General features: G+C 43.7%; 17 protein-coding genes. 12 read left to right on the forward strand and 5 right to left on the reverse strand.

Annotation, left to right across the window (positions count from 1 at the left end; translation table 11 throughout):
- The first annotated feature begins 226 nt into the window (after positions 1 to 226).
- The 6 genes from purL to ACK8P8_RS20480 all read left to right on the forward strand — a co-directional run bounded on the left by purL (position 227) and on the right by ACK8P8_RS20480 (position 8,710).
- A complete protein-coding gene (purL, locus tag ACK8P8_RS20455; protein WP_410026223.1) occupies positions 227 to 3,922 on the forward strand; it encodes a phosphoribosylformylglycinamidine synthase in 3,696 nt (1,231 codons plus the stop codon).
- 135 nt (positions 3,923 to 4,057) lie between these two features.
- Positions 4,058 to 4,393, forward strand: coding sequence for a hypothetical protein (locus ACK8P8_RS20460; RefSeq protein ID WP_410026224.1), 336 nt, complete (start codon positions 4,058 to 4,060; stop codon positions 4,391 to 4,393).
- A gap of 40 nt (positions 4,394 to 4,433) precedes the next feature.
- Entirely contained in the window at positions 4,434 to 5,573 is a 1,140-nt protein-coding gene (locus tag ACK8P8_RS20465; protein WP_410026225.1) for an outer membrane protein assembly factor BamB family protein, read from the forward strand.
- 62 nt (positions 5,574 to 5,635) lie between these two features.
- Complete coding sequence (gene xpt, locus ACK8P8_RS20470; protein WP_099292489.1) at positions 5,636 to 6,202, forward strand: xanthine phosphoribosyltransferase; 567 nt, start codon at positions 5,636 to 5,638, stop codon at positions 6,200 to 6,202.
- Positions 6,203 to 6,213: 11 nt separating this feature from the next.
- Positions 6,214 to 7,539, forward strand: a complete 1,326-nt coding sequence (locus ACK8P8_RS20475) for a nucleobase:cation symporter-2 family protein (RefSeq protein ID WP_410026226.1) — start codon at positions 6,214 to 6,216, stop codon at positions 7,537 to 7,539.
- A gap of 22 nt (positions 7,540 to 7,561) precedes the next feature.
- Positions 7,562 to 8,710: a M20 metallopeptidase family protein gene (locus ACK8P8_RS20480; RefSeq protein WP_410026227.1), complete on the forward strand. Its 1,149-nt coding sequence runs from the start codon at positions 7,562 to 7,564 to the stop codon at positions 8,708 to 8,710.
- 66 nt (positions 8,711 to 8,776) lie between these two features.
- Here the strand turns inward: ACK8P8_RS20480 and ACK8P8_RS20485 are convergent, their stop codons facing one another.
- The 5 genes from ACK8P8_RS20485 to ACK8P8_RS20505 form a co-directional block, all read right to left on the reverse strand.
- Entirely contained in the window at positions 8,777 to 10,171 is a 1,395-nt protein-coding gene (locus ACK8P8_RS20485; RefSeq protein WP_410026228.1) for a hypothetical protein, read from the reverse strand.
- A gap of 155 nt (positions 10,172 to 10,326) precedes the next feature.
- Complete coding sequence (gene buk, locus ACK8P8_RS20490; RefSeq protein WP_186975393.1) at positions 10,327 to 11,400, reverse strand: butyrate kinase; 1,074 nt, start codon at positions 11,398 to 11,400, stop codon at positions 10,327 to 10,329.
- Positions 11,401 to 11,519: 119 nt separating this feature from the next.
- Positions 11,520 to 12,644: a glycerate kinase gene (locus ACK8P8_RS20495; protein WP_410026229.1), complete on the reverse strand. Its 1,125-nt coding sequence runs from the start codon at positions 12,642 to 12,644 to the stop codon at positions 11,520 to 11,522.
- Positions 12,645 to 12,647: 3 nt separating this feature from the next.
- Positions 12,648 to 14,015, reverse strand: a complete 1,368-nt coding sequence (locus tag ACK8P8_RS20500) for a serine hydrolase domain-containing protein (protein WP_410026230.1) — start codon at positions 14,013 to 14,015, stop codon at positions 12,648 to 12,650.
- 109 nt (positions 14,016 to 14,124) lie between these two features.
- Positions 14,125 to 14,913 (reverse strand): aminotransferase class IV, encoded by a 789-nt coding sequence (locus ACK8P8_RS20505; protein ID WP_410026231.1) that lies wholly within the window; start codon positions 14,911 to 14,913, stop codon positions 14,125 to 14,127.
- Between the two features lie 119 nt (positions 14,914 to 15,032).
- Here ACK8P8_RS20505 and ACK8P8_RS20510 point away from each other — a divergent pair, with 119 nt between their 5' ends.
- Genes ACK8P8_RS20510 through ACK8P8_RS20535 form a run of 6 tightly spaced genes read left to right on the forward strand, consistent with a single transcriptional unit; the run spans position 15,033 to position 20,639 of the window.
- A complete protein-coding gene (locus ACK8P8_RS20510) occupies positions 15,033 to 15,512 on the forward strand; it encodes a hypothetical protein (protein ID WP_099292481.1) in 480 nt (159 codons plus the stop codon).
- Between the two features lie 2 nt (positions 15,513 to 15,514).
- The gene (locus tag ACK8P8_RS20515) at positions 15,515 to 16,354 is read left to right on the forward strand and encodes a Rossmann-like and DUF2520 domain-containing protein (RefSeq protein ID WP_099292480.1); all 840 of its coding nucleotides are present in this window, start codon (positions 15,515 to 15,517) and stop codon (positions 16,352 to 16,354) included.
- Positions 16,355 to 16,375: 21 nt separating this feature from the next.
- Entirely contained in the window at positions 16,376 to 16,903 is a 528-nt protein-coding gene (locus ACK8P8_RS20520) for a KdsC family phosphatase (RefSeq protein ID WP_099292479.1), read from the forward strand.
- A gap of 17 nt (positions 16,904 to 16,920) precedes the next feature.
- Positions 16,921 to 17,856 carry a geranylgeranylglycerol-phosphate geranylgeranyltransferase gene (locus tag ACK8P8_RS20525; protein WP_369861079.1) on the forward strand — a complete coding sequence of 312 codons (936 nt, stop codon included), beginning with the start codon at positions 16,921 to 16,923 and terminating at the stop codon, positions 17,854 to 17,856.
- Positions 17,857 to 17,859: 3 nt separating this feature from the next.
- Complete coding sequence (locus ACK8P8_RS20530; RefSeq protein ID WP_369861078.1) at positions 17,860 to 18,450, forward strand: Maf family nucleotide pyrophosphatase; 591 nt, start codon at positions 17,860 to 17,862, stop codon at positions 18,448 to 18,450.
- A 29-nt stretch (positions 18,451 to 18,479) separates the two neighbouring features.
- Positions 18,480 to 20,639: a S46 family peptidase gene (locus tag ACK8P8_RS20535; protein WP_410026232.1), complete on the forward strand. Its 2,160-nt coding sequence runs from the start codon at positions 18,480 to 18,482 to the stop codon at positions 20,637 to 20,639.
- Positions 20,640 to 20,740 lie beyond the last annotated feature (101 nt).

Here is a 20,740-nt window from a genome sequence, read left to right on the forward strand (position 1 = left end):
TCATAAGGTCCATAAAGTCCATAGACCCTGCGGGCGCTTAGCTTACGGCAGCAAAGCTGCCGATGAACACAGTCCGAAGGGGACGCCCGTGACTTTATGGACCGGGCAAAAAGCGGTTTCATGCGAATTGTCCGGTTTTTTCCCCGCGAGTTGAGAGGCTGGCGGGGAATTTTTTATTATATTCGCGGTGCGAACACGTGTAGTTGAAAATAAACAAATAAAACGCATGGCTATAGTATTCTATCAAAAAGATGCAACAGTGTATGCCGTACACTATAAAGATACGGAAAATCCTTTAGATGTAAGTAAATTAGAATGGTTGTTCAGTGGTGCGAAGAGAGTGCGGGAGGATGTTCTGGATAGCTTTTTCGTGGGGCCTCGCCGGGAAATGATTACCCCGTGGAGCACGAATGCCGTGGAGATTACCCAGAACATGGGGATTGCCGGGATATTGAGGATCGAGGAATTTACTTGCGTTGAAGATGAGAAAGCAACTTTTGACCCGATGCTTCAGGCATTCTACAAGGGGTTGAATCAAGATACATTCACGATTGACAAGAAGCCGGACCCGATCGTGTATATCGAGGATATACGGGTTTACAATCAACAGGAAGGGTTGGCTTTGAACGAGGACGAGATTTCTTATTTGGAGAGTTTGAGCAAGAAGTTGAACCGTCGTTTGACGGATTCGGAAGTGTTCGGGTTCTCGCAAGTAAATTCGGAGCATTGCCGGCACAAGATTTTTAACGGAAGGTTTATTATTGACGGGGAAGAGCAGGAGGAAAGCTTGTTTGCCATGATCAAGAAGACTTCCAAGACGAATCCTAATCGTATTGTATCGGCTTACAAGGATAACTGTGCTTTTATCGAGGGACCTGCCAGCGTGCAATTTGCCCCGGTATCACAGGATAAACCGGATTTCTACACGCAGAGGGATATTAACACGGTGATTTCGTTGAAAGCGGAAACGCACAATTTCCCAACAACGGTAGAGCCTTTCAATGGAGCTGCAACCGGTACGGGTGGTGAAATTCGCGACCGTATTGCCGGGGGGCAGGCTTCTCTTCCGTTAGCGGGTACGGCTGTTTACATGACTTCCTACCCTCGCTTGGACGCAGACCGCCCGTGGGAACAGGCTATTGATCCCCGGAAGTGGTTGTACCAGACTCCGGAAGATATATTAATCAAAGCTTCGAACGGGGCTTCGGATTTCGGCAATAAATTCGGTCAACCGCTAATCGTGGGTTCCGTGCTGACTTTCGAGCACGAAGAACACGAGAAAACGTATGGTTACGACAAAGTGATCATGCAAGCCGGGGGTATCGGGTTCGGTAATAAAGACCAAGCAACGAAACATACCCCGGAAGTAGGTGAGGAAGTTGTGTTGTTGGGTGGTGACAACTATCGTATCGGTATGGGCGGCGGTGCCGTTTCATCGGTTGACACGGGTGTGTATGCCAACGCTATCGAGTTGAATGCCGTGCAACGTTCCAACCCGGAAATGCAACGCCGGGTATGTAACGCGATCCGTTCTATGGCGGAAAGCGAGAATAACCCGATCGTGTCTATTCATGACCACGGGGCAGGCGGGCATTTGAATTGCTTGTCCGAATTGGTGGAAGAAACGGGAGGTTTGATTCATCTGGATAAGTTGCCCGTGGGGGACCCGACACTTTCCGACAAGGAGATCGTGGGTAACGAATCGCAGGAGCGCATGGGACTCGTGATTAAATCCGGGGACGTGGCAACATTGCAACGGGTGGCTGACCGCGAACGCGCACCGATGTACGTGATAGGGGAAACGACCGGAGATCACCGTTTCGTGTTCGAGGACGGGAAGACCGGGGAGAAGCCAATCGACTTGGAGATGACCGATATGTTCGGGAATCCGCCGAAGACGATCATGGAGGACAAGAGTAAAAAAGAACACTTTGCAGAGATAGAATATAGTGCCGATAAAGTTGAAGAGTATATCGAGCAGGTATTACAAATCGAAGCGGTGGCTTGTAAGGATTGGTTGACGAACAAGGTCGACCGTTCCGTATCCGGTCGGGTGGCTCATCAGCAGTGTGCCGGACCGTTGCAATTGCCGTTAAACGATTTGGGTGCCGTGGTATTGGATTATCACGGGGAGAGAGGTATTGCGACTTCTATCGGGCATGCCCCGGTTGCCGCGTTGGCTGATCCTGCCAATGGTTCCCGGTTGGCTATTGCCGAGGCTTTGACTAATTTAGTCTGGGCTCCGGTCGAAGAGGGACTGCGGGGTGTTTCCCTGTCGGCAAACTGGATGTGGCCCTGCAAGAACGCCGGAGAGGATGCCCGTTTGTATAAAGCGGTACAAGCTGCCAGTGATTTCGCGATAGAGTTGGGTATCAATATCCCGACGGGAAAGGATTCCCTTTCCATGACGCAGAAATACGGCAAGGATAAAGTATACGCACCGGGTACGTTGATCGTTTCTACCGTGGGAGAGGTTATCGACGTGAAGAAAATCGTTTCCCCGGTATTGAAGGCGGATAAGGATACGGAAATCGTTTATATTGATTTCTCTTTCGATAAGTTGAAATTGGGAGGTTCCAGTTTTGCCCAGATATTGAACAAGGTGGGACGAGAAACCCCGGACGTGAAGGACGCAGATTATTTCGCCGCTGCTTTCACTGCCGTTCAGCGTTTGGTGGACGAGGGGTATATTCTTGCCGGACACGATATCTCGGCAGGAGGTATGATTACCGCGTTGCTTGAAATGTGTTTTGCAGACAATCGTTTGGGACTGGATATTGATTTCTCTTATTTAGCAGAGAAGGATATCGTGAAGATATTGTTTGCCGAAAACCCGGGCGTGTTGGTACAAATCAAGGATTGCAAGAAGGTTGCCGCTATCTTGGATGAAGCCGGGGTAGCTTATAACTTCTTGGGACGTACGGGTAAAGCTGGGAAGTTGAATATCAAGAAGGACGCTACCGTGTTGAATCTCGATATTCCGTCTTTGCGGGATCTTTGGTTCAAGACGTCTTATTTGCTGGATCGTCGTCAGAGCGGTAATGAATTAGCTCTTGAAAGATACAAGAATTACAAACATCACGAGTTAAAATACAAGTTTGCCCCATCGTTCACTGGAAAACTGGCACAATTCGGGTTAGATCGAAACCGCACGAAATCGTCGGGTATCAAGGCGGCTATTATCCGGGAGAAAGGATGCCAATGCGAGCGCGAAACGGCTTGGGCGATGCATCTCGCTGGATTTGACGTGAAGGACGTGCATATGACCGATTTGGTTACCGGTAGGGAAACTCTCGAAGACGTGAATTTTATCGTGTTCGTGGGCGGATTCTCCAATTCGGACGTACTCGGTTCAGCTAAAGGTTGGGCAGGAGCTTTCAAGTATAACGAGAAGGCTCGTATCGCTTTGGAAAATTTCTACAAACGTGAAGATACTTTGAGCTTGGGGGTTTGCAACGGTTGCCAATTGATGGTGGAGTTGGATTTGATTTACCCGGAACACAAGGAGAAAGCGAAGATGTTGCATAATGATTCCCACAAGTTGGAGTCGGCTTTCCTGAGTGTCGATATCGAGGAAAACAATTCCGTGATGTTGAAGACTATGGCCGGAACACGATTGGGAATCTGGATTGCTCACGGGGAAGGGAAGTTCTATCTGCCTTACGGTCAGGAAGAGTACAATATTCCGGTACGTTACTCGCATGATACATACCCCGCCAACCCGAACGGCTCGCCGTTTGCCACCGCAGCAATATGCAGTAAGGACGGTCGCCATCTGGCGATAATGCCTCATTTGGAACGTTCTATACACCCGTGGAACTGGGCGTATTATGCAGAGGGACGTGAAAATGACGAAGTGAGCCCGTGGATAGAGGCATTCGTGAATGCACGGTTGTGGGTTGAGAAACAAAAAGGACTTTAGGCTGAGTTTATAAAGTTCATAAGGTTTATAAGGTTCGTAAAGTTGTAGGGATATATTCTTTGACTTTATGAACCTTCTTTTTTTCTTTAAAGAAATATTCTATATTTGTAGGAATAGATTTAAAAGTCCGCACTTATGGTTACAACATTACATTTTATACGTTTTTCTATATTGATTTTGGTATGCGTGATGGTTGTTCCCGAGGCGGACGCACAAGCCCGCCGTAAAGTTGACGATGAAGAAATAGCCAACCGTATCGTGGGTAGGGATTATGAACGTCAAATAAATATCTCGGGACGGGAAATTGTTTTTGACGGGAATATACGTTACATGTATCCGGATACGATAAATCTTTCTTTATTCGTGCAATTGGAAAGGTTATCCCGATCAGGAAATCCTTTGAACGCGGGGGTGTTGTTAACCGTGGACGCGGAGAATGAAAAAGTGTTATGGCGCGAGAAAATAAATTAATGAATACGAGCGGCTGAATCCTATCGGAAGTATATTGTTGTTGGAAGCCGGAAATAACACTGCCTGTTATGACCGTAATACGGGAAAGATTTTGTGGCAGCATAAAAATCACTTTTCGCACGCGAGTGAAAAATGGGGAATAGCAATGGGGTACAAATTGACATCATCGTCACCTCGCCCGAAGTTGCAGGGTGTTGACGTGAAGACCGGTGAAGTTTTATGGGAAAACCATTTATATACTAAATACGGTTGGACGGAGATGAACGGGAAGGATGATTCCCTTGTGTTTGTGGTTTCCGACGCGTTGTACGGGCTCAACGTGAAAAGCGGGAAGGTCTGGCGGCATGAGCTGTTTTTGAAAGATCTGCCGTTCGAGCGGGGGAAAGAAGAGTTAATGCAGAGTCTGGTATCGAATATTTACATGGAAGATGATAAGATTTACGTGGCCTCATGCGATCGGGTATTCTGTTTGGATAGAAACGGGAAAGTATTGTGGCTGCAGGGAGTGCCCCGCAAAATCGCCGCTCAGTCTTTGCTGTTCACTAAGGACAATTTGTTATATATGGTCAGTTTAGGGTATGGTAAAGTGGGTACTCTTTATCCCGCATGGGGACAGACTTTTATCGCTTCGTTCAACAAAGAAACGGGATTTCAAAATTCTTTTTCGGCCTATCCCAAGGAGTTGGGCAAAATTAATTACGTGCAATTGCGAGGCGACACGTTATACACCTTGTTTGAAAAGTATATGCTTAAATTCCCGATAGATAGTATACGGGGTATTTCTCCTCTTAAATTTATATACGATCAGGAGAAAGATGCCATGAAATATCTGGTAAGCGAGAATGTTTTCGTGATGGACGAGCATTCTTTGTACAAGAGTTTATACGAATGTGATTCCACGAAAACTTATGTATTCACGAATCAGCAGGCGATATTGTGCGTGAACGGGGATATGGCGTCTTATGTATGGCTGCAACCGGGACAGTATTGGGTAAGTTATATGGCTTACCGGGGATATCATTTTTTAGCGAACGAGGACGAAACCATGGTCGTAAATCCCGGTGGAGAGCTCGTGGCACATCTGAGAGTGGGAAAAGAATCGGTGCGGATAGGGGATAAACTTTTTGATGCGCAGAATAACCGGATTGTGATTGTAGATTTGGAAAGTATTATAAGGTAAGCCAAGAAAATTTTGTACTTTTGCCCTTTAGACAGTGTAAACGTGCAATAATCATTCGGTATATGGAATTACTTAAAAAGAGAATACTACAAGACGGTAAATGCTTTGAAGGCGGCATTCTGAAAGTGGATAGTTTTATTAATCATCAAATGGACCCGATCCTGATGAAGTCTATCGGGGTTGAATTCGTGCGGCGTTTTGCCAATAAGGATTTCAACAAGGTGATGACGATTGAAGCGAGTGGTATTGCCCCGGCTATCATGGTGGGGTATCTTTTGGAGTTACCGGTAGTCTTCGCGAAGAAGAAGCAACCCAAAACGATGGAAAATATGATTTCCACGACGATTCGGTCTTTCACGAAAGACCGGGAATATAATGTTTGTATCAGTCGGGATTTTTTGAAAGAAGGAGATAGGGTTCTTTTTATTGATGATTTTCTGGCGAACGGGAATGCAGCGAACGGTATCATTGATTTGATCGAACAAGCGGGTGCTCAACTCGCGGGCATGGGATTTATTATAGAAAAGGCATTCCAACACGGGGGTGACACGTTGCGGGAGAGAGGCGTGCATATCGAATCGTTGGCTATTATAGATAGTCTGGATAATTGTCAAATTAAAATCAGGTAACCGTATAAATTATGAGCACGAATAAACAAGTGAGTTCTGCCATTATATACGGGATTGAAGATCGGCCACCTTTTAAAGAAGCGTTCTTTGCCGCGTTACAGCATTTGTTGGCTATTTTTGTCGCTATTATTACTCCGCCGTTGATTATCGCGGGAGCTTTGAATCTTGATTTGGAAACGACAGGTTTTCTTGTTTCGATGGCTCTTTTCGCGTCCGGGGTTTCTACGTTTATTCAGTGTAAACGGGTCGGGCCCATCGGTACCGGGTTATTGTGTATTCAAGGAACCAGTTTTTCGTTTATCGGACCTATTATATCAACGGGATTACTGGGGGGACTGCCTTTGATTTTCGGGGTGTGTATGGCAGGTTCCGTGGTGGAAATGCTGATTAGCCGCGTACTTAAATACGCTAAAAGAATTATCACTCCGTTGGTATCGGGGATAGTGGTCACTTTGATCGGAATGAGCCTCGTGAAAGTCGGGATAACAGCTTGCGGAGGTGGTGTAGGGGCGAAAGCTAACGGCACGTTCGGTAGTTTCGAGTATCTCGGATTGGCAGCATTGGTGTTGGTGCTGATTATCTTTTTTAACCGGAGCACGAACAAATATCTCCGGATGAGTTCTATCGTGATCGGGTTGGTTGTCGGGTATGTTATCGCTTATTTCATGGGAATGATTGATTTTTCCTCGGTACAGAGCTATTCCGGTGTGAATATTCCGGTACCGTTCAAATACGGATTGGCTTTTGACTGGTCGTCTTTTATAGCTATCGGTTTGATCTATATGATCACGGCGATTGAGGCTTACGGGGATATTACGGCAAATTCCATGATTTCCGGTGAGCCGGTGGAAGGAGAGAAGTTTATCAAGAGTGCCTCGGGAGGTATCTTGGCGGATGGTTTCAATTCTTTTTTGGCCGGGGTTTTCAATTCTTTCCCGAATTCCGTTTTCGCCCAGAATAACGGGATGATTCAATTGACAGGTGTTGCCAGTCGATACGTGGGATATTATATTGCTGCTTTTCTGATCATTTTAGGTCTTTTCCCTGCCGTGGGGCTGGTCTTTTCGTTGATGCCGGAACCCGTGCTCGGTGGTGCTACTTTGTTGATGTTCGGGACGGTGGCAGCAGCTGGAATCCGGATTATTGCTTCCCAGAATATTAACCGGAAAGCGACTCTCGTGATAGCTTTAAGTTTTTCACTCGGGTTAAGTGTTGAATTGATCCCGGAGATACTGGCTTATTGCCCGGATACGATAAAGAATATTTTTTCATCGGGAATTACCACGGGAGGTCTTACCGCTATATTGGCGAATGCTTTGATACATATAAAAGAGTAGTTGTATTTCAACAGGATTAAATATGAGTGTAGAAGATATTTTTCCGTTAGCCGTGGAATTCAGGCGTCATTTTCACCAGCATCCGGAATTTGCCATGCAGGAGGTGGAAACACAGCGTTATATTACAAAAGTATTGGATAAATACGGAATTGTATATCGTACCGTCGGGACCGGTGTTATCGCAATGATCGGGCAAGGGGAGAAGTGTGTGGCTATTCGTGCGGATATGGATGCTTTGAAGGTAACAGAAGAAACCGGATTGCCGTTTTGTTCTCTGAATCCGGGAATGATGCACGCTTGCGGGCATGATATGCACATGGCTATGGTATTGGGGGCTGCTGTTGTTTTAAAATCACGGGAACAGGAGTTGAACGGGACGGTAAAGGTCGTATTCCAACCCAGTGAAGAGAAAAGGCCGGGTGGAGCTCGTCTTTTGTTGCCGGAGTTATTGAAAGCCCCTGTGCCGCAAGCTATATTCGGGCAGCATGTTTTTCCTAATTTGCCAACCGGAACAATCGGAATCCGTTCGGGGGCATTTTTTGCTTCTTCCGATAATATAATCTTTTCCGTCGAAGGGAAAGGGACTCACGCGGCAATGCCTCACATGGGATCAGATCCGATTCTGGCAACTGCTTGTTTGATTCAATTCTACCAGACTTTAGTCACTAAATTCCGTGATCCCTTGATTCCTGCCGTGATTTCGATTACTTCCGTGCACGGGGGAACATGCAATAATGTAATTCCCGATAAAGTGGAAGTTTTGGGAACGGTCAGGACACATGATAATACATTGCGTTACCGGCTATTCGAGTTGATAGAACAAAAGTCCAAGGAGATTTGTGAGTTGTATGGATGTACTTTTACCATGGACAAAACTTGGAACGGGTTGCCCGTGCTCGTGAATGACGAGCAACTGACAAAATTCGTGACTAATAATGCGACAGAACTTTTGGGAGAAGACCGTGTGATTTCGATGAATCATCTCACTTTAGGGGAGGATTTTGCTATTTATTTGGAAAAGATTCCCGGGGCTTTTTGGGTATTGGGAGTTCGTCCGCCAGAGCAAGAGAATATGCCCCCGTTGCATAACCCGAAAATGTCACCGGATGAGAATGCGATAAAGATTGGAATAGCGTTAATGGTGAAGAATTGCCTTCAATATTTTATATAAAAAGACGGTGTAAAAGAGTTGGATGGTCTGTCTTTTACGCCGTCTTTTTCTTTAATATGTTGGTATCTATAGATTTGCGATGTCTACTTCAATGGCCGCGGGATAAAGTCTCGCGGGATCAAAGAATGTTGCACAACTATTCACGATGTGTTTGAGTTCCGGTTTAACTTTTCCTTTGAAAACCTCTTTACCATTGACAGTTAGGGTTATTTCTTTGTCCAAGTTTACCAATTCTTCACACAGGTAAATGATTACTTTTCCTTTGGTAGCGGGTTGGTAATTCTTCTCGCATTTGAGTTCAATTCCCCAGTTAGGGTCTATTTCCGTGGCTTTGTAAGTCACCACATCTGCTTTGAGGGCGATATGGTTGTCCGTGATATTTAATTCGTAATAGGTTCTGGATTTGGTATCATCATTTGAGCGTTCTTTCACGGCTAAATTGTAGAACCCGTCACGGTACAATCCGTCCATTTCGAAATTCTCCCAACTCACGAATTTTGGATAAGGATTACGGGTATATTGCTTCAACCAAGGTGTAGTGGGTTTGTAATCTATGCCGTGTCCCATGCCGGGGATGAGTTCGATATAGTGAATAAAACTTCCCGGGTATAATTTTTCTAATCTATCAAATTCGTCCTTTGTGTATTGGGTGAGTTTATTCCGGTAAAATCCCCTGTCCAAGGCTCCTGTGCGTAAAGAAAAAGCAATATTCCTGCAGTTCTCGACAGGTGCGTTTTTCAGTGGTTCACCACCTGCCATGGGACCCGCTCCGGCTAAATAGTCGGCATAGAATGAAGCAAGACGCTGACTACCGTATCCACCTTCGGAAATTCCGAAAAAGTAGACCTTATTGGGATTTATTTTGCCGGTAACAAAGGCCAGACGAAGCATCTTTTCCCATGCGTATTGCTTGGCTTTTTGCCACCAACGGTAATAATCTCCCATGTTTGGTATTTGGGGAATAAAGTAAACAGAGGGAGCGTCATCAAAATTCTTACATATACTGATTCCCGTTTTCCACTCGGCATCCTTGTGTCCCGATCCATGCGTGTACAAGTATAACGGGTATCCGTTTTCAGGGATTGTTTCACCTTTAAATCCCCAGTAATAAGGCATAATAGCGTTGGGTTCAAGTTCTGCCGGGAGAGTCCATTTCCCGGATTTCGTGTTATCCAATTTTTCGAGGTCAATTAATTTCTCTTCCGTGAAGTTATTATTGGCATCTTTCCAAGCCTCCCATACAATATTCTGCATTTTCTTCACGTCCGACAATTTGAGGGTGGCTTTATCTTCACATACTTTCTCTTTACCGGACAGGTAAGCGGAGAAGAATGAGGTTACTTTTGCCTTTGTTTTTAAATCTTGTTTCTTTAAGGATGTTTCTTGCGCCATACTATTTCCGGATATGACAAATACAAGTAACAGACTTAACATGTTAAGTGAATAAGTAGACTTCTTCATTTTTTACTTCGAGTTTTGGTTTTTGCAAAACTACAAATAATTTGTATTAATTAAAGCTTTACAGCCTTGTTTTTGGAGCTAACGAGTGATGAAAATAAAAGTCCGCCGGATTATTTCCAGCGGACTTTCAAACTATCTAATCCTAAATTATTTATTTACTTGTAAGTCTTTCCGGTAAGTTCACCTCGAAGAACCATTAAGCCGTTCATCGCCAGAGCTCTCATTTCATCCTCTCCGCCGTAAGCTTTCACGGGAGCGATGAAACCCACCATTTCTTTCACGTAGTCCACGAGGAAAGGATTGTAAGCAATTCCCCCGGTCAACAGGATTCCATCCACTTTACCTTTCAACACGGCAGCCATCGCACCGATTGCCTTACCAACCTGATAGGACATGGCATCTTGAATTAATTTGTATTTCGGGTCTTCTTTGGCTTTCATTTCTACCTCATAAGCATCATTTGTGCCCAAGTGAGCCACCAAGCCGCCTTCGCCTTTAATCATTTTCTTGATTTCGGCTTCCGTTTTGGTACCGCTGAAACAAAGTTTCACGAGTTGCCCGGTCGGGAGAGAACCTGAACGTTCCGGTGAGAACGGACCGTCCCCGTCCAATGCGTTATTCACGTCGACAACACGTCCTTGCAGGTGTGCTCCAACGGAAACACCACCACCCAAGTGAGCCACGATTAAATTCGTGTCCTCGTATTTTTTGCCAATCTCTTTGGCATAGGTACGAGCGATTGCTTTTTGGTTCAATGCATGGAAGATTGAAACTCTCTTGAATGCTGGATGACCACTGACGCGTGCCACGTCTTGCAATTCGTCAACAACAACCGGGTCAGCGATATATGCTTTCGCTCCGTTTTTAAGCGATTTAGCGATATCGTTTGCGATTAAACCGCCTAAATTGGAAGCATGTTCACCAAGAGGGGGATTATTCAAGTCATGAATTAATGCTTCATTTACCTCGTATACACCAGATTCGATAGGTTTAACTAAACCACCTCTTCCAACAATGGCTTGAATTTCGTTAATATCAAATCCGGCGTTTTTTAATTCGGAGAGAATGATATCTTTTCTAAATTGGAATTGAGAAGCCACGTTGTCGAATTGGGCAATCTCTTCTGCTGAATGCTTAATGTTTTTTACAAACTTCTCGTTTTCGTCCTCGAATATAGCGATTTTCGTGGATGTTGAACCCGGGTTAATCGCGAGAATTTTAAATGACATAGTTCTAACTGTTATATTTATATTAATAATTATTCTTTTTCGCACGTTTTGAGGCTGCAAAATTTATAAATTGTAAGCAAAACTCAAAGAAAAAGTGATAATTTATTTGTAATAGAGAATCAATCCGAATAAGCCGATAAATATAAAGTATCAATCATCGCTTGTGCCGCCAGTTTCAAGTAATGGGAGGTATTCGTGATGGAGTCGTGTACGGAACGGGCATAAGTGACCAAGGTGAACACTTTGTCGAAATAGGGAATTGCCTGTTTTTCAGCGAGTCCTACAATAGCGTAAACCGGTATATTTCGCTCTCTGCACAAGGAAGCTACCGTACCGGGTATCTTGCCATAAAGCGATTGTAGATCAATTTTACCTTCCCCCGTGATGACGACAGCCGCTCCGGATAGATGTTCCCGGAAACGGGCGAGAGAAAGGCAATATGATGAGCCGGATACAAGACGGGCATTCAACAAGGCATACATGGCTGCCGTGATGCCTCCCGCCGCACCGCCATGTTTCAAGTTACACACTTCTTTGCCTGTTTTAGCGTGTAGTAAATCGGCAAAATAACGCAATTGTTTATCCAGCATGATAACTTGTTCGGGAGAGGCACCTTTCTGTGGACCAAACACGGATGCGGCTCCTTCCGGCCCGCAAAGCGGATTGTCAACATCGCAAAGAATAGTTATACGGATATCTTTAAATTTTTGCTGTAAGTATTCTATGTCAATATCCTTAATATCTGTAATATGGTTGTTGTTTTTACTCTCCTCGTTTACAATTGTCAAACCCATTTCCAAAAGAGCCCCGGTACCGCCGTCAACACTGGCGCTTCCCCCGACACAAAGAATTAATTCCTTTGCCCCGTGTGCTATTGCATGGTTTATTAATATTCCGAATCCGGTTGTAGTCGCGTTTAAAATGTCATATTCTTCCCGTTTCAAGTGTTTCAGACCGCAGGCAGCCGCGAGTTCTATGATAGCGGTATTTTCATGCATAAAATAGGATGCGGTATGCTCTCTTCCCAGTGCATCTTGTGTCAGCGTTTTAACGGGAATCGCGTCTAAATACCATGCAATTATTTCGGCAGTTCCATCGCCGCCATCACCCAGCGGGAGCGACACAGTAGACAAGCCACATTCTTCAAATTCCGCCGCCACGACTTTACAAAAATCAAAAGCATTTATACTCCCTTTGAAAGCATTGGGAGCGATCAGAATATGACGTCCGTTCAAAAAGTTCATCGCTTAAATATTACCGGGCAAGGGAGGTCCGAATTTTGTGCTTCTATCGTCTGCCAACAGTTTTTTCTTGTCATGGAAGTTTTTGCAATAGGCAGGATCGAACAAATTTCTGTCCGGCCATTCTTTTACCCGGTTCATTGCTTGGTATACCATGCTTTCTATTTTCTGCGGGAAATGAGGTCCGGTCCAATTACTTGTGTTTGTCACGAAAGCCCAACAAAAACCATCATGTTGACGCTTGAGCATTGCACTGGTGCCAGCCAATGTACCGGAACGTAACCAATCTCCGCGACCATTTGTTTTCATCCAACCGATAGGCAAAGAGAAACCCGGGCAACTAACCATGGTGTTGATGCTGTTCTGACTTAATACATCCGGATAGGAATCGTCCCCGTCTATCGCGGCCAAGAAACATAATAATTCAGTAGGAGAGGCAACCCAACCACCGGCTCCGGAAAGAGCTTCTATGTTATTTCCGCCGTTACTGCGAGGGAGTAAGGTATCTCTACCATCACAGGCACGGATTAGATCGGCATCCGCCTGTTCGTAGTAACGTACCTCGTTCAAATAACGTTCTTCATAAAGATTATGTGCCAGATGCATATCATAACATCCCGCGGGGATTAAGATATTATCCTGAATGAAGCGTTCGTAATCTTCCCCGGCAACTTGCTCGATGATCTTGGTCAGGATACCATACCCCACATTGGAATAATTGGTACTTGTGCCGGGAGTAAAACCCAAACGTCTTGATAATACGAACTTGATAACCGTGTTGAGGTCGGCAGGCGCGGGAACATCCATTTTCTTCGCGATATCCACGGGATTGAACATCGGATCTCCGTAACGTGCGGTGAAACCACCTTGATGCCGGAGTAAATTTTCAACGGTAATGTTTTTGGCTCTTTTATCCTTGATCGGGTAATATAGCGTCGTGTCGTTCAATATCCCGTCCTCTCCGAAAACCTTGTCATCCAAAGATAATTTGCCGTTTTCGACTAACTTCATGATGCCTGCCGCGGTGATTAATTTGGAAACCGAAGCAATACGGAAGATATGATTCACGTCTGTTTTTATTCCGTTTTCTTCATCCGCGTACCCGTATCCTTTACTGTAAATTAATTTCCCGTCTTTCATAATCGCCAACGATGCACCTTTTATTTCCCATTGACGCATAAATCGTTCGATGGTATTATCTAAACGTTTGGTTTCGTCAAGATCGGAATATTCATTGGTGAATAAATCATGTATGGCTATGGCTAACGTATCCTGAGGGGGAATTTCTTCAACTTGGATCTTTTCGGGGTGAGATTTCCAAGGGATAGTAATAAGTACAACAAAAATTAATATCAGTAGTATCGTGTATTTCATTATATGCTATTAAAAAATCAAAGCGTAACATTCTATGACAAAAGGATGTTACGCTTGCAATATTAAGAAAAATGTATTTCCTATCAAAACAAATTCGTGTAAAACAGTTCTAAAAATTCTTATTTAACAAATCGAAGTAATATTCCATAACTCGGACAAGCAGAGGATGGTGAGGATCAAAGGTAATATTGTCTATATGCAATATGGGCAATACCAATGGAGAAGTACCCGTGATGAAGGCTGCTTCATAAGTGGATAAGTCTTTGTAAGCCACTCGTTTTTCTTCAACCCGGATGTTATTTCCCTGACAGATGATCAGTACCCGCTTGCGACTTGTTCCGGGTAATACATGAGGGAGTGGTGCCGTGAACAAGGTATTGTCTTTGATAAAAAATACGTTGGAGCGAGAGCCTTCCGTGATAAAATTCTCGTTGTCAATGAGTAATACCTCGTGTACGCCTTGTTCGCCGATGATTTTATTTGTCATTTCCCGCAAACCGGAATTAATGTATTTGACCTCGGCGTTTTCCCGCATGGCACGGCAAGTTACCGTGTCAACTCCGTGCTGATAGTCTTCTTCTCTCGGGTAGGAGTGTTTTATCTGGTAAACATACTCGTCAATTCCCGTGGGGGAAACGTGTAGTACATATTTTATATTACCTTCCTTGATATGTTCGAGTTCAATCAAACGCTTCAGTTTTTCTTCCACGTGCAAGGTTGTCAAGTCTATATCCAGACCTGATTTTTTAATTGAATTATCCAGCCTTAACAAGTTATCATTCAAGAAAATGACATTGCCTCTAAAAACTCGGCAGACTTCATATATACTTAATCCGTGATTTAAAATATCTTCGGAATATTCTTTATTATCTATCGGTCGGTTGTTAAATAGCATCATAATTTATCTCCTTAATTATTGCGGTGCAAATTTATGGTTTAAAACGATTATATAGACAGAAATGTTTATAAAAATCATATTTGTAACTTTCGATTATTTGCGCTACTTTTGACTATGATATGGAAGCAGAAGAACAAATAGAAAGAAGCGAGCATTTTTTGCGTGAAGTGGTTGAAAAAGAAATTGCTAAATTACAAGGTGTCGGGCTGTCATACATGCAGTTTGTCATCATGGGGCAGGCTATTGAGGTGTTGGGGAGTTTTTTGGATAACAAACCTATGAAGGCCAAGGGACAATCGGCCAAACGTTTTTCTCTTGCCGTGAAGAAATTGTTCGGGGGACGTTACCGCCAATTGAATGACAATTCTTTCCTGTATGATAAACTACGCAACCAAATGACTCACACGTTTATTCCCGGTGGGGATTTGATTCTATTGAATCAATCGGAAAATACCAACGGGTATAAGCATTTGCAAATGACCAACGGGAAATTGGTGTTGATATCAGAGATTTTTTACGAGGATATATGCAAAGCATGCGAACGCTTGCTGGAAGCGTTGAAAAGTGGGGTTTTACCACCTAAAAATATTGCTTATTAGTTATGGAACAAGAGAGAATCATATTGATTGGAGCGGGAAACGTGGCACATCATTTAGCGGCAGCCTTATTAAAAGCAGGGGAGAATTTATGTCAGATATACAGCCGCACGCTTGAATCCGCCCGCCTGCTGGGAATGAAAACGGGAATAGCCTACACGGCAGAAATGAGCGAGATTTATCCCGATGGAGATATTTATATATTTTGTGTAAGTGATGATTCGTTAGCGTCTTTGTTAAAGACAATTAGAATTAAAGAAGAAGCGTTGTTACTACATACTTCCGGAAGTTTGCCGATGGATATACTCAAGCCTTACTCAAAGAATTACGGTGTACTATATCCGGTTCAGACTTTTTCGAAAAAAAGGGATTTGGATTTTGATGAGATTCCTTTGTGTATCGAGGGGAGTTCCCCGAATGTTTTAGGAAAAATCAAGATGTTGGCAGAGAAGTTATCCGGTAAAATATACGCGATAAATTCTATGCAGCGCAAAGAATTACACCTCGCTGCCGTTTTTGCCTGCAATTTCCCGAATTATTTGTATAGTGTGGCGGGAAAATTGCTGGAAGAACATGGATTGTCATTTGCGATGTTGCGTCCGTTGATATTCGAAACAGCGCACAAAGTGATGTTGTTGACGCCGGAAGAAGCACAAACCGGACCTGCAAGACGGGGAGACGAGGGAATTATGAATATGCACAAGAGCATGTTGAAGAATAATAAAGATTTATTGAAGATATACACGTTATTGTCGGACGGAATCAAAGAGGCGCAAGTGAAAGAGGGAACGGATGATTCGAAAGCATCTCCCGCGGAAAGCGTGGATATGCCGACATTATGGTAGATAAAATTAAAATGATATAACATGAAACTGTTCAAAGAAGAATTGAAAAAAGTGGAAGCTTTCGCATTTGACGTGGATGGTGTTTTCTCTCGTCACGAGATGAACATAACCCCGGAGGGAGATTTGGTACGGACATCTTGCACGAAAGACGGTTATGCCATGATGTATTGCGTGAAAAAAGGATATCCCGTGTGTATTATTTCCGGTGGTTATGCTCCCGGGGTAAAGGAACGTTTTAACAAGTTGGGCGTTACGGAAGTCTATTTAGGGGTGGCAAACAAGGTGGAAGCGTTGAACGAGTTTCTCGAAAAATATAATTTGAATCCTGAAAACGTGATGTATATGGGGGATGATATACCAGACTACAACGTGATGACGATAGTGGGAATGCCTGTATGTCCGGCAGATGCTTGCGAGGAAATCAAATCGATTTCACGCTATATATCAGATACCCCGGGTGGATTGGGATGCGTGCGTGATGTTGTAGCCCAAGTACTGAAAGCCAAAGGGGAATGGATGGATACCCAGTGTCACGTGAAATGCATGTAATGACAAATAACTGACGTATGTTGGAAATTTTCAAATTAATACGATTAAGAACAATCGCTTTCACGGCATTCACGATGTATGCCACGCGTTATCTGGTTGTTCTGCCTGTCTTGAACAAGGAAGGCTTCTCGTTACAAATGCCGGAACGTGATTTTTCGCTTCTGGTGATTGCCGTGTGTTGTCTGGTATCGGCTGCTTACGTGATAAACGACTATTTTGATACCAAGGCTGACCGGATTTCGGGTAGCAGGCATGTGATTGTGGGGAAAACAATCAGTCGTCGCACTGCTATCACGCTTCATACCTTGTTGAACGTGGTTGCCGTGGGGATAGCGTTTTATCTCGCGCAAAGTATTCAGCATAGTGAAATCGTATTTCTATTTTTGATTATTTCCCTTATTCTATGGTTTTATTCTTCCCGCTTCAAAAAGTATTTTATATGGGGTAATTTATGCGTTGCCTTTTTGGCGGGATTGATTCCTTTGACGGTTATCACGTTTGAAATACCGCTGTTGAGTGACGTGTACTCGGATGTTGTCGTGAAAAACCATGTCGGATTTGCTTCGGTATTCTATTGGACACTTTGTTTCTCGTATCTTTTGTTCTTTAACATGTTGATATACGAGATCAACAAGGATATTTACAGCGTGAATGGCGATCGGGCAGAAGGAATCACTACAATACCCGTGAAATGGGGAATTTCTGCCACGCGAACTTTATTGACAGGATTGACGATACTGGTAATTTCTTCCTTGATTGCGTTTTTCTTGTGGAAATTCTCGGAAAGTGTGCTTGCCGGAATATATATGGTAATATTTCTAATTTTACCTTATATCGGGTACGCGCTGGTTATCCGCCGCGAGGGATGTATGAAAGTTCAGTTACGATTGATTCGGACACTTATGGTTTTATGCATGTTGCTGAGTCTGTTTGTTCATACAACGCTTAAATAATTTATGACAGAAATGCACTCTATAAAGAATTATAAACTTGTATTAGCTTCCGCGTCTCCCCGAAGACAACAATTAATGAAAGATGCGGGGTTTACTTTCGAGGTTAGATTAAAAGATGTAGAAGAAAAATATCCGGACGGGTTGGCTTTGGAGAAAGTTCCTGAATACTTGTCACGGGTGAAAGCCGAGGCTTTTCGAGATGAATTAAAACCCGATGAAGTGTTGGTTACTGCCGATACTGTAGTTTGTATTCATGATAAAATACTGGGTAAACCTACCGGTCGGGAAGATGCCATACGTATGTTGCAGGAATTGTCCGGTGCCCGTCATTTGGTGGTGACCGGAGTTTCCGTCACGACATGTACCGAACAATTGTCTTTCTCGTCTTTTACAAATGTATTTTTCAAAGCGCTATCTATCGAAGAAATAGAATATTACGTGGATACATATAAACCTTTTGACAAAGCGGGAGCTTATGGTATACAGGAATGGATTGGTTACATCGGTATCGAACGTATCGAGGGATCGTTTTACAATGTCATGGGACTTCCGGTGCAGAAGTTGTATGAAACGTTGCGAATGTTACAATTCTAAATATATATAACTATTTAAAATACCAGTAAATGAGAAAAATTACATTATGCTTCTTGGCTTTCATTCTGATTGCCTTACCGGGTTTTGCTGATGAAGGGATGTGGATCCCGATGTTGTTGAAAAAATACAACATTGAAGACATGCAAAAGGCCGGTTTTAAACTAACTGCTGAAGATATTTACGATATCAATCAGGCTTCGTTGAAAGATGCCGTGGTTGGATTGGGAAGAGAGGGGTCGCCTTTTCAGCATTTCTGTACTGCGGAAATCGTGAGTGACCAAGGATTAATGATAACCAATCATCATTGTGCTTTCGGAATGATACAAGCTCATTCGAGTTTGGAACATAATTACTTGCGTGACGGTTTTTGGGCAAAGTCGTTACAAGAAGAGTTGATGAATCCCGGCACCACGGCTTCAATCCTTGTGCGAATGGAAGACGTGACGGATAAAATCAATGCCGCATTGAACGATAATATGTCTGAACAAGAACGGGCAGAGAAGATAAAAGAGATTAGCCGTAAGTTGGAAGCCGAAGCTGTTAAAGGCACAAATTTACAAGCAAATATCAAACCTTATTTCAACGGGAATCAATATTTCATGTCTATTTTCAAAATCTTCCGGGATGTACGTTTAGTAGGTGCTCCTAACTCGGCTATCGGCAAATTCGGCGGGGACACGGATAATTGGACATGGCCTCGTCACACGGGTGATTTTTCCGTTCTCCGTATTTATGCAGGACCGGATAATGAACCGGCAGCGGTTTCACCGAATAATGTTCCTTACAAACCGGCTAAATTTTTCAAAGTTTCTGCACGGGGTGTGAAAGAAGGTGATTTTACTATGGTATTCGGTTATCCCGGAACAACGAACGAGTACTTGACTTCTTATGCTATCGACCAGATAGCGAACGTGGAAGACCCACACAAGATCAAGATTCGGACGGCAAAACTGGACGTGATCAATGCAGCTATGGAGTCTGACGAGTTATTACGTATTAAATATGCCGCTAAAGCTGCCAACGTGGCTAACGCATGGAAGAAATGGCAAGGGGAGATTAAGGGATTAGATCGTTTCAACACGGCGGATAATAAACGTGTTCTGGAACAGAATTTCAATCAATGGGCACAAGCGAACGGGAAATCTCAGTATATCGGTTTGACCGATCGTTATAAAGAATTATATGCAGCCCGCGAGGAATATATTCTTGCCGCGGCTTACGCGATGGAAGCCGGATTAAACGGTGCTGAAGTGATAGGTCTGGCCCGGAATATAAAGGGGGCTTTGGAGTATTTTGACAAAGCTGAGGACAAGGATAAGTTCAAGCAAACGATAAAAGATTATGTGACGTCCTTTTATAAAGATTATGATCCTGCCACGGATGAACGTATTCTGGTTGAAATGCTTAAATTGTATAATAACAAGGATTTAGGAGAGCAATGGATTCCGGGAGTGATTCGTGATATCAAAGGAAATAATTACGAACGCCATGCGGCAGATGTTTTCAAAAAATCCATTTTTACTCATGAAGAGCGCTTGTTGGCCTTCGTGGATAAATTGAACGCCAAAACGGTTAAAAAGCTCGAGAAGGATCCGATTTATCAAATGATGGAAGGTATTCAAAACTTACGTTCCGAAAAAATCAATCCCGAGTTAAGTCGTATAGAACGGGAGCTGGTTACTCTGAATCGGTTGTGGATGGCCGGTTTGATGGAGATGCAACCCGATAAAGTGTTCTATCCGGATGCTAATTCCACGTTACGAATTGCTTACGGTAAAGTGTCCGGTTACAAGGCTTTGGATGCCGTCTATTACACGCCGTATACCACGTTGAAAGGGATTATGGAAAAGGATAACCCGAATATCTACGATTATGATGTACCTCAAAAATTACGGGATCTTTACAAGAATCGGGATTTCGGTCCGTACACGCAAGACGGGGAAGTACCGGTTTGTTTCATTGCTACCAATCATACGACGGGCGGTAACTCCGGTAGCCCGGTATTGGATGCCGAGGGTAACCTAATCGGTTTGAATTTTGACCGTGCATGGGAAGGTGTGATGTCGGATATGCAATACAGTCCGGAAATCTGTCGGAATATCGCGGTTGACATTCGCTTCGTGCTTTTCATCATTGACAAGTACGCCGGGGCAAAACATCTGATCGAGGAGATGGAGATCATTCGGTAGAGGTTTGCAATATACTTGCTTATAAAGTCTGTAAAATCAGTATATTTTGATTTTACGGACTTTATAGTTTTATGTAATCGGCTATAATTATTATAAGACAA

The organism is Butyricimonas muris (assembly GCF_046365375.1).
Lineage (GTDB): Bacteria > Bacteroidota > Bacteroidia > Bacteroidales > Marinifilaceae > Butyricimonas > Butyricimonas muris.

Excerpts from the sequence above, each read along its gene's own strand:
- purL (WP_410026223.1), top strand. The coding sequence starts at position 227 with ATGGCTATAGTATTCTATCAAAAAGATGCAACAGTGTATGCCGTACAC.
- ACK8P8_RS20460 (WP_410026224.1), top strand. The coding sequence starts at position 4,058 with ATGGTTACAACATTACATTTTATACGTTTTTCTATATTGATTTTGGTA.
- xpt (WP_099292489.1), top strand. The coding sequence starts at position 5,636 with ATGGAATTACTTAAAAAGAGAATACTACAAGACGGTAAATGCTTTGAA.
- ACK8P8_RS20475 (WP_410026226.1), top strand. The coding sequence starts at position 6,214 with ATGAGCACGAATAAACAAGTGAGTTCTGCCATTATATACGGGATTGAA.
- ACK8P8_RS20480 (WP_410026227.1), top strand. The coding sequence starts at position 7,562 with ATGAGTGTAGAAGATATTTTTCCGTTAGCCGTGGAATTCAGGCGTCAT.
- ACK8P8_RS20485 (WP_410026228.1), bottom strand. The coding sequence starts at position 10,171 with ATGAAGAAGTCTACTTATTCACTTAACATGTTAAGTCTGTTACTTGTA.
- buk (WP_186975393.1), bottom strand. The coding sequence starts at position 11,400 with ATGTCATTTAAAATTCTCGCGATTAACCCGGGTTCAACATCCACGAAA.
- ACK8P8_RS20495 (WP_410026229.1), bottom strand. The coding sequence starts at position 12,644 with ATGAACTTTTTGAACGGACGTCATATTCTGATCGCTCCCAATGCTTTC.
- ACK8P8_RS20500 (WP_410026230.1), bottom strand. The coding sequence starts at position 14,015 with ATGAAATACACGATACTACTGATATTAATTTTTGTTGTACTTATTACT.
- ACK8P8_RS20505 (WP_410026231.1), bottom strand. The coding sequence starts at position 14,913 with ATGATGCTATTTAACAACCGACCGATAGATAATAAAGAATATTCCGAA.
- ACK8P8_RS20510 (WP_099292481.1), top strand. The coding sequence starts at position 15,033 with ATGGAAGCAGAAGAACAAATAGAAAGAAGCGAGCATTTTTTGCGTGAA.
- ACK8P8_RS20515 (WP_099292480.1), top strand. The coding sequence starts at position 15,515 with ATGGAACAAGAGAGAATCATATTGATTGGAGCGGGAAACGTGGCACAT.
- ACK8P8_RS20520 (WP_099292479.1), top strand. The coding sequence starts at position 16,376 with ATGAAACTGTTCAAAGAAGAATTGAAAAAAGTGGAAGCTTTCGCATTT.
- ACK8P8_RS20525 (WP_369861079.1), top strand. The coding sequence starts at position 16,921 with ATGTTGGAAATTTTCAAATTAATACGATTAAGAACAATCGCTTTCACG.
- ACK8P8_RS20530 (WP_369861078.1), top strand. The coding sequence starts at position 17,860 with ATGACAGAAATGCACTCTATAAAGAATTATAAACTTGTATTAGCTTCC.
- ACK8P8_RS20535 (WP_410026232.1), top strand. The coding sequence starts at position 18,480 with ATGAGAAAAATTACATTATGCTTCTTGGCTTTCATTCTGATTGCCTTA.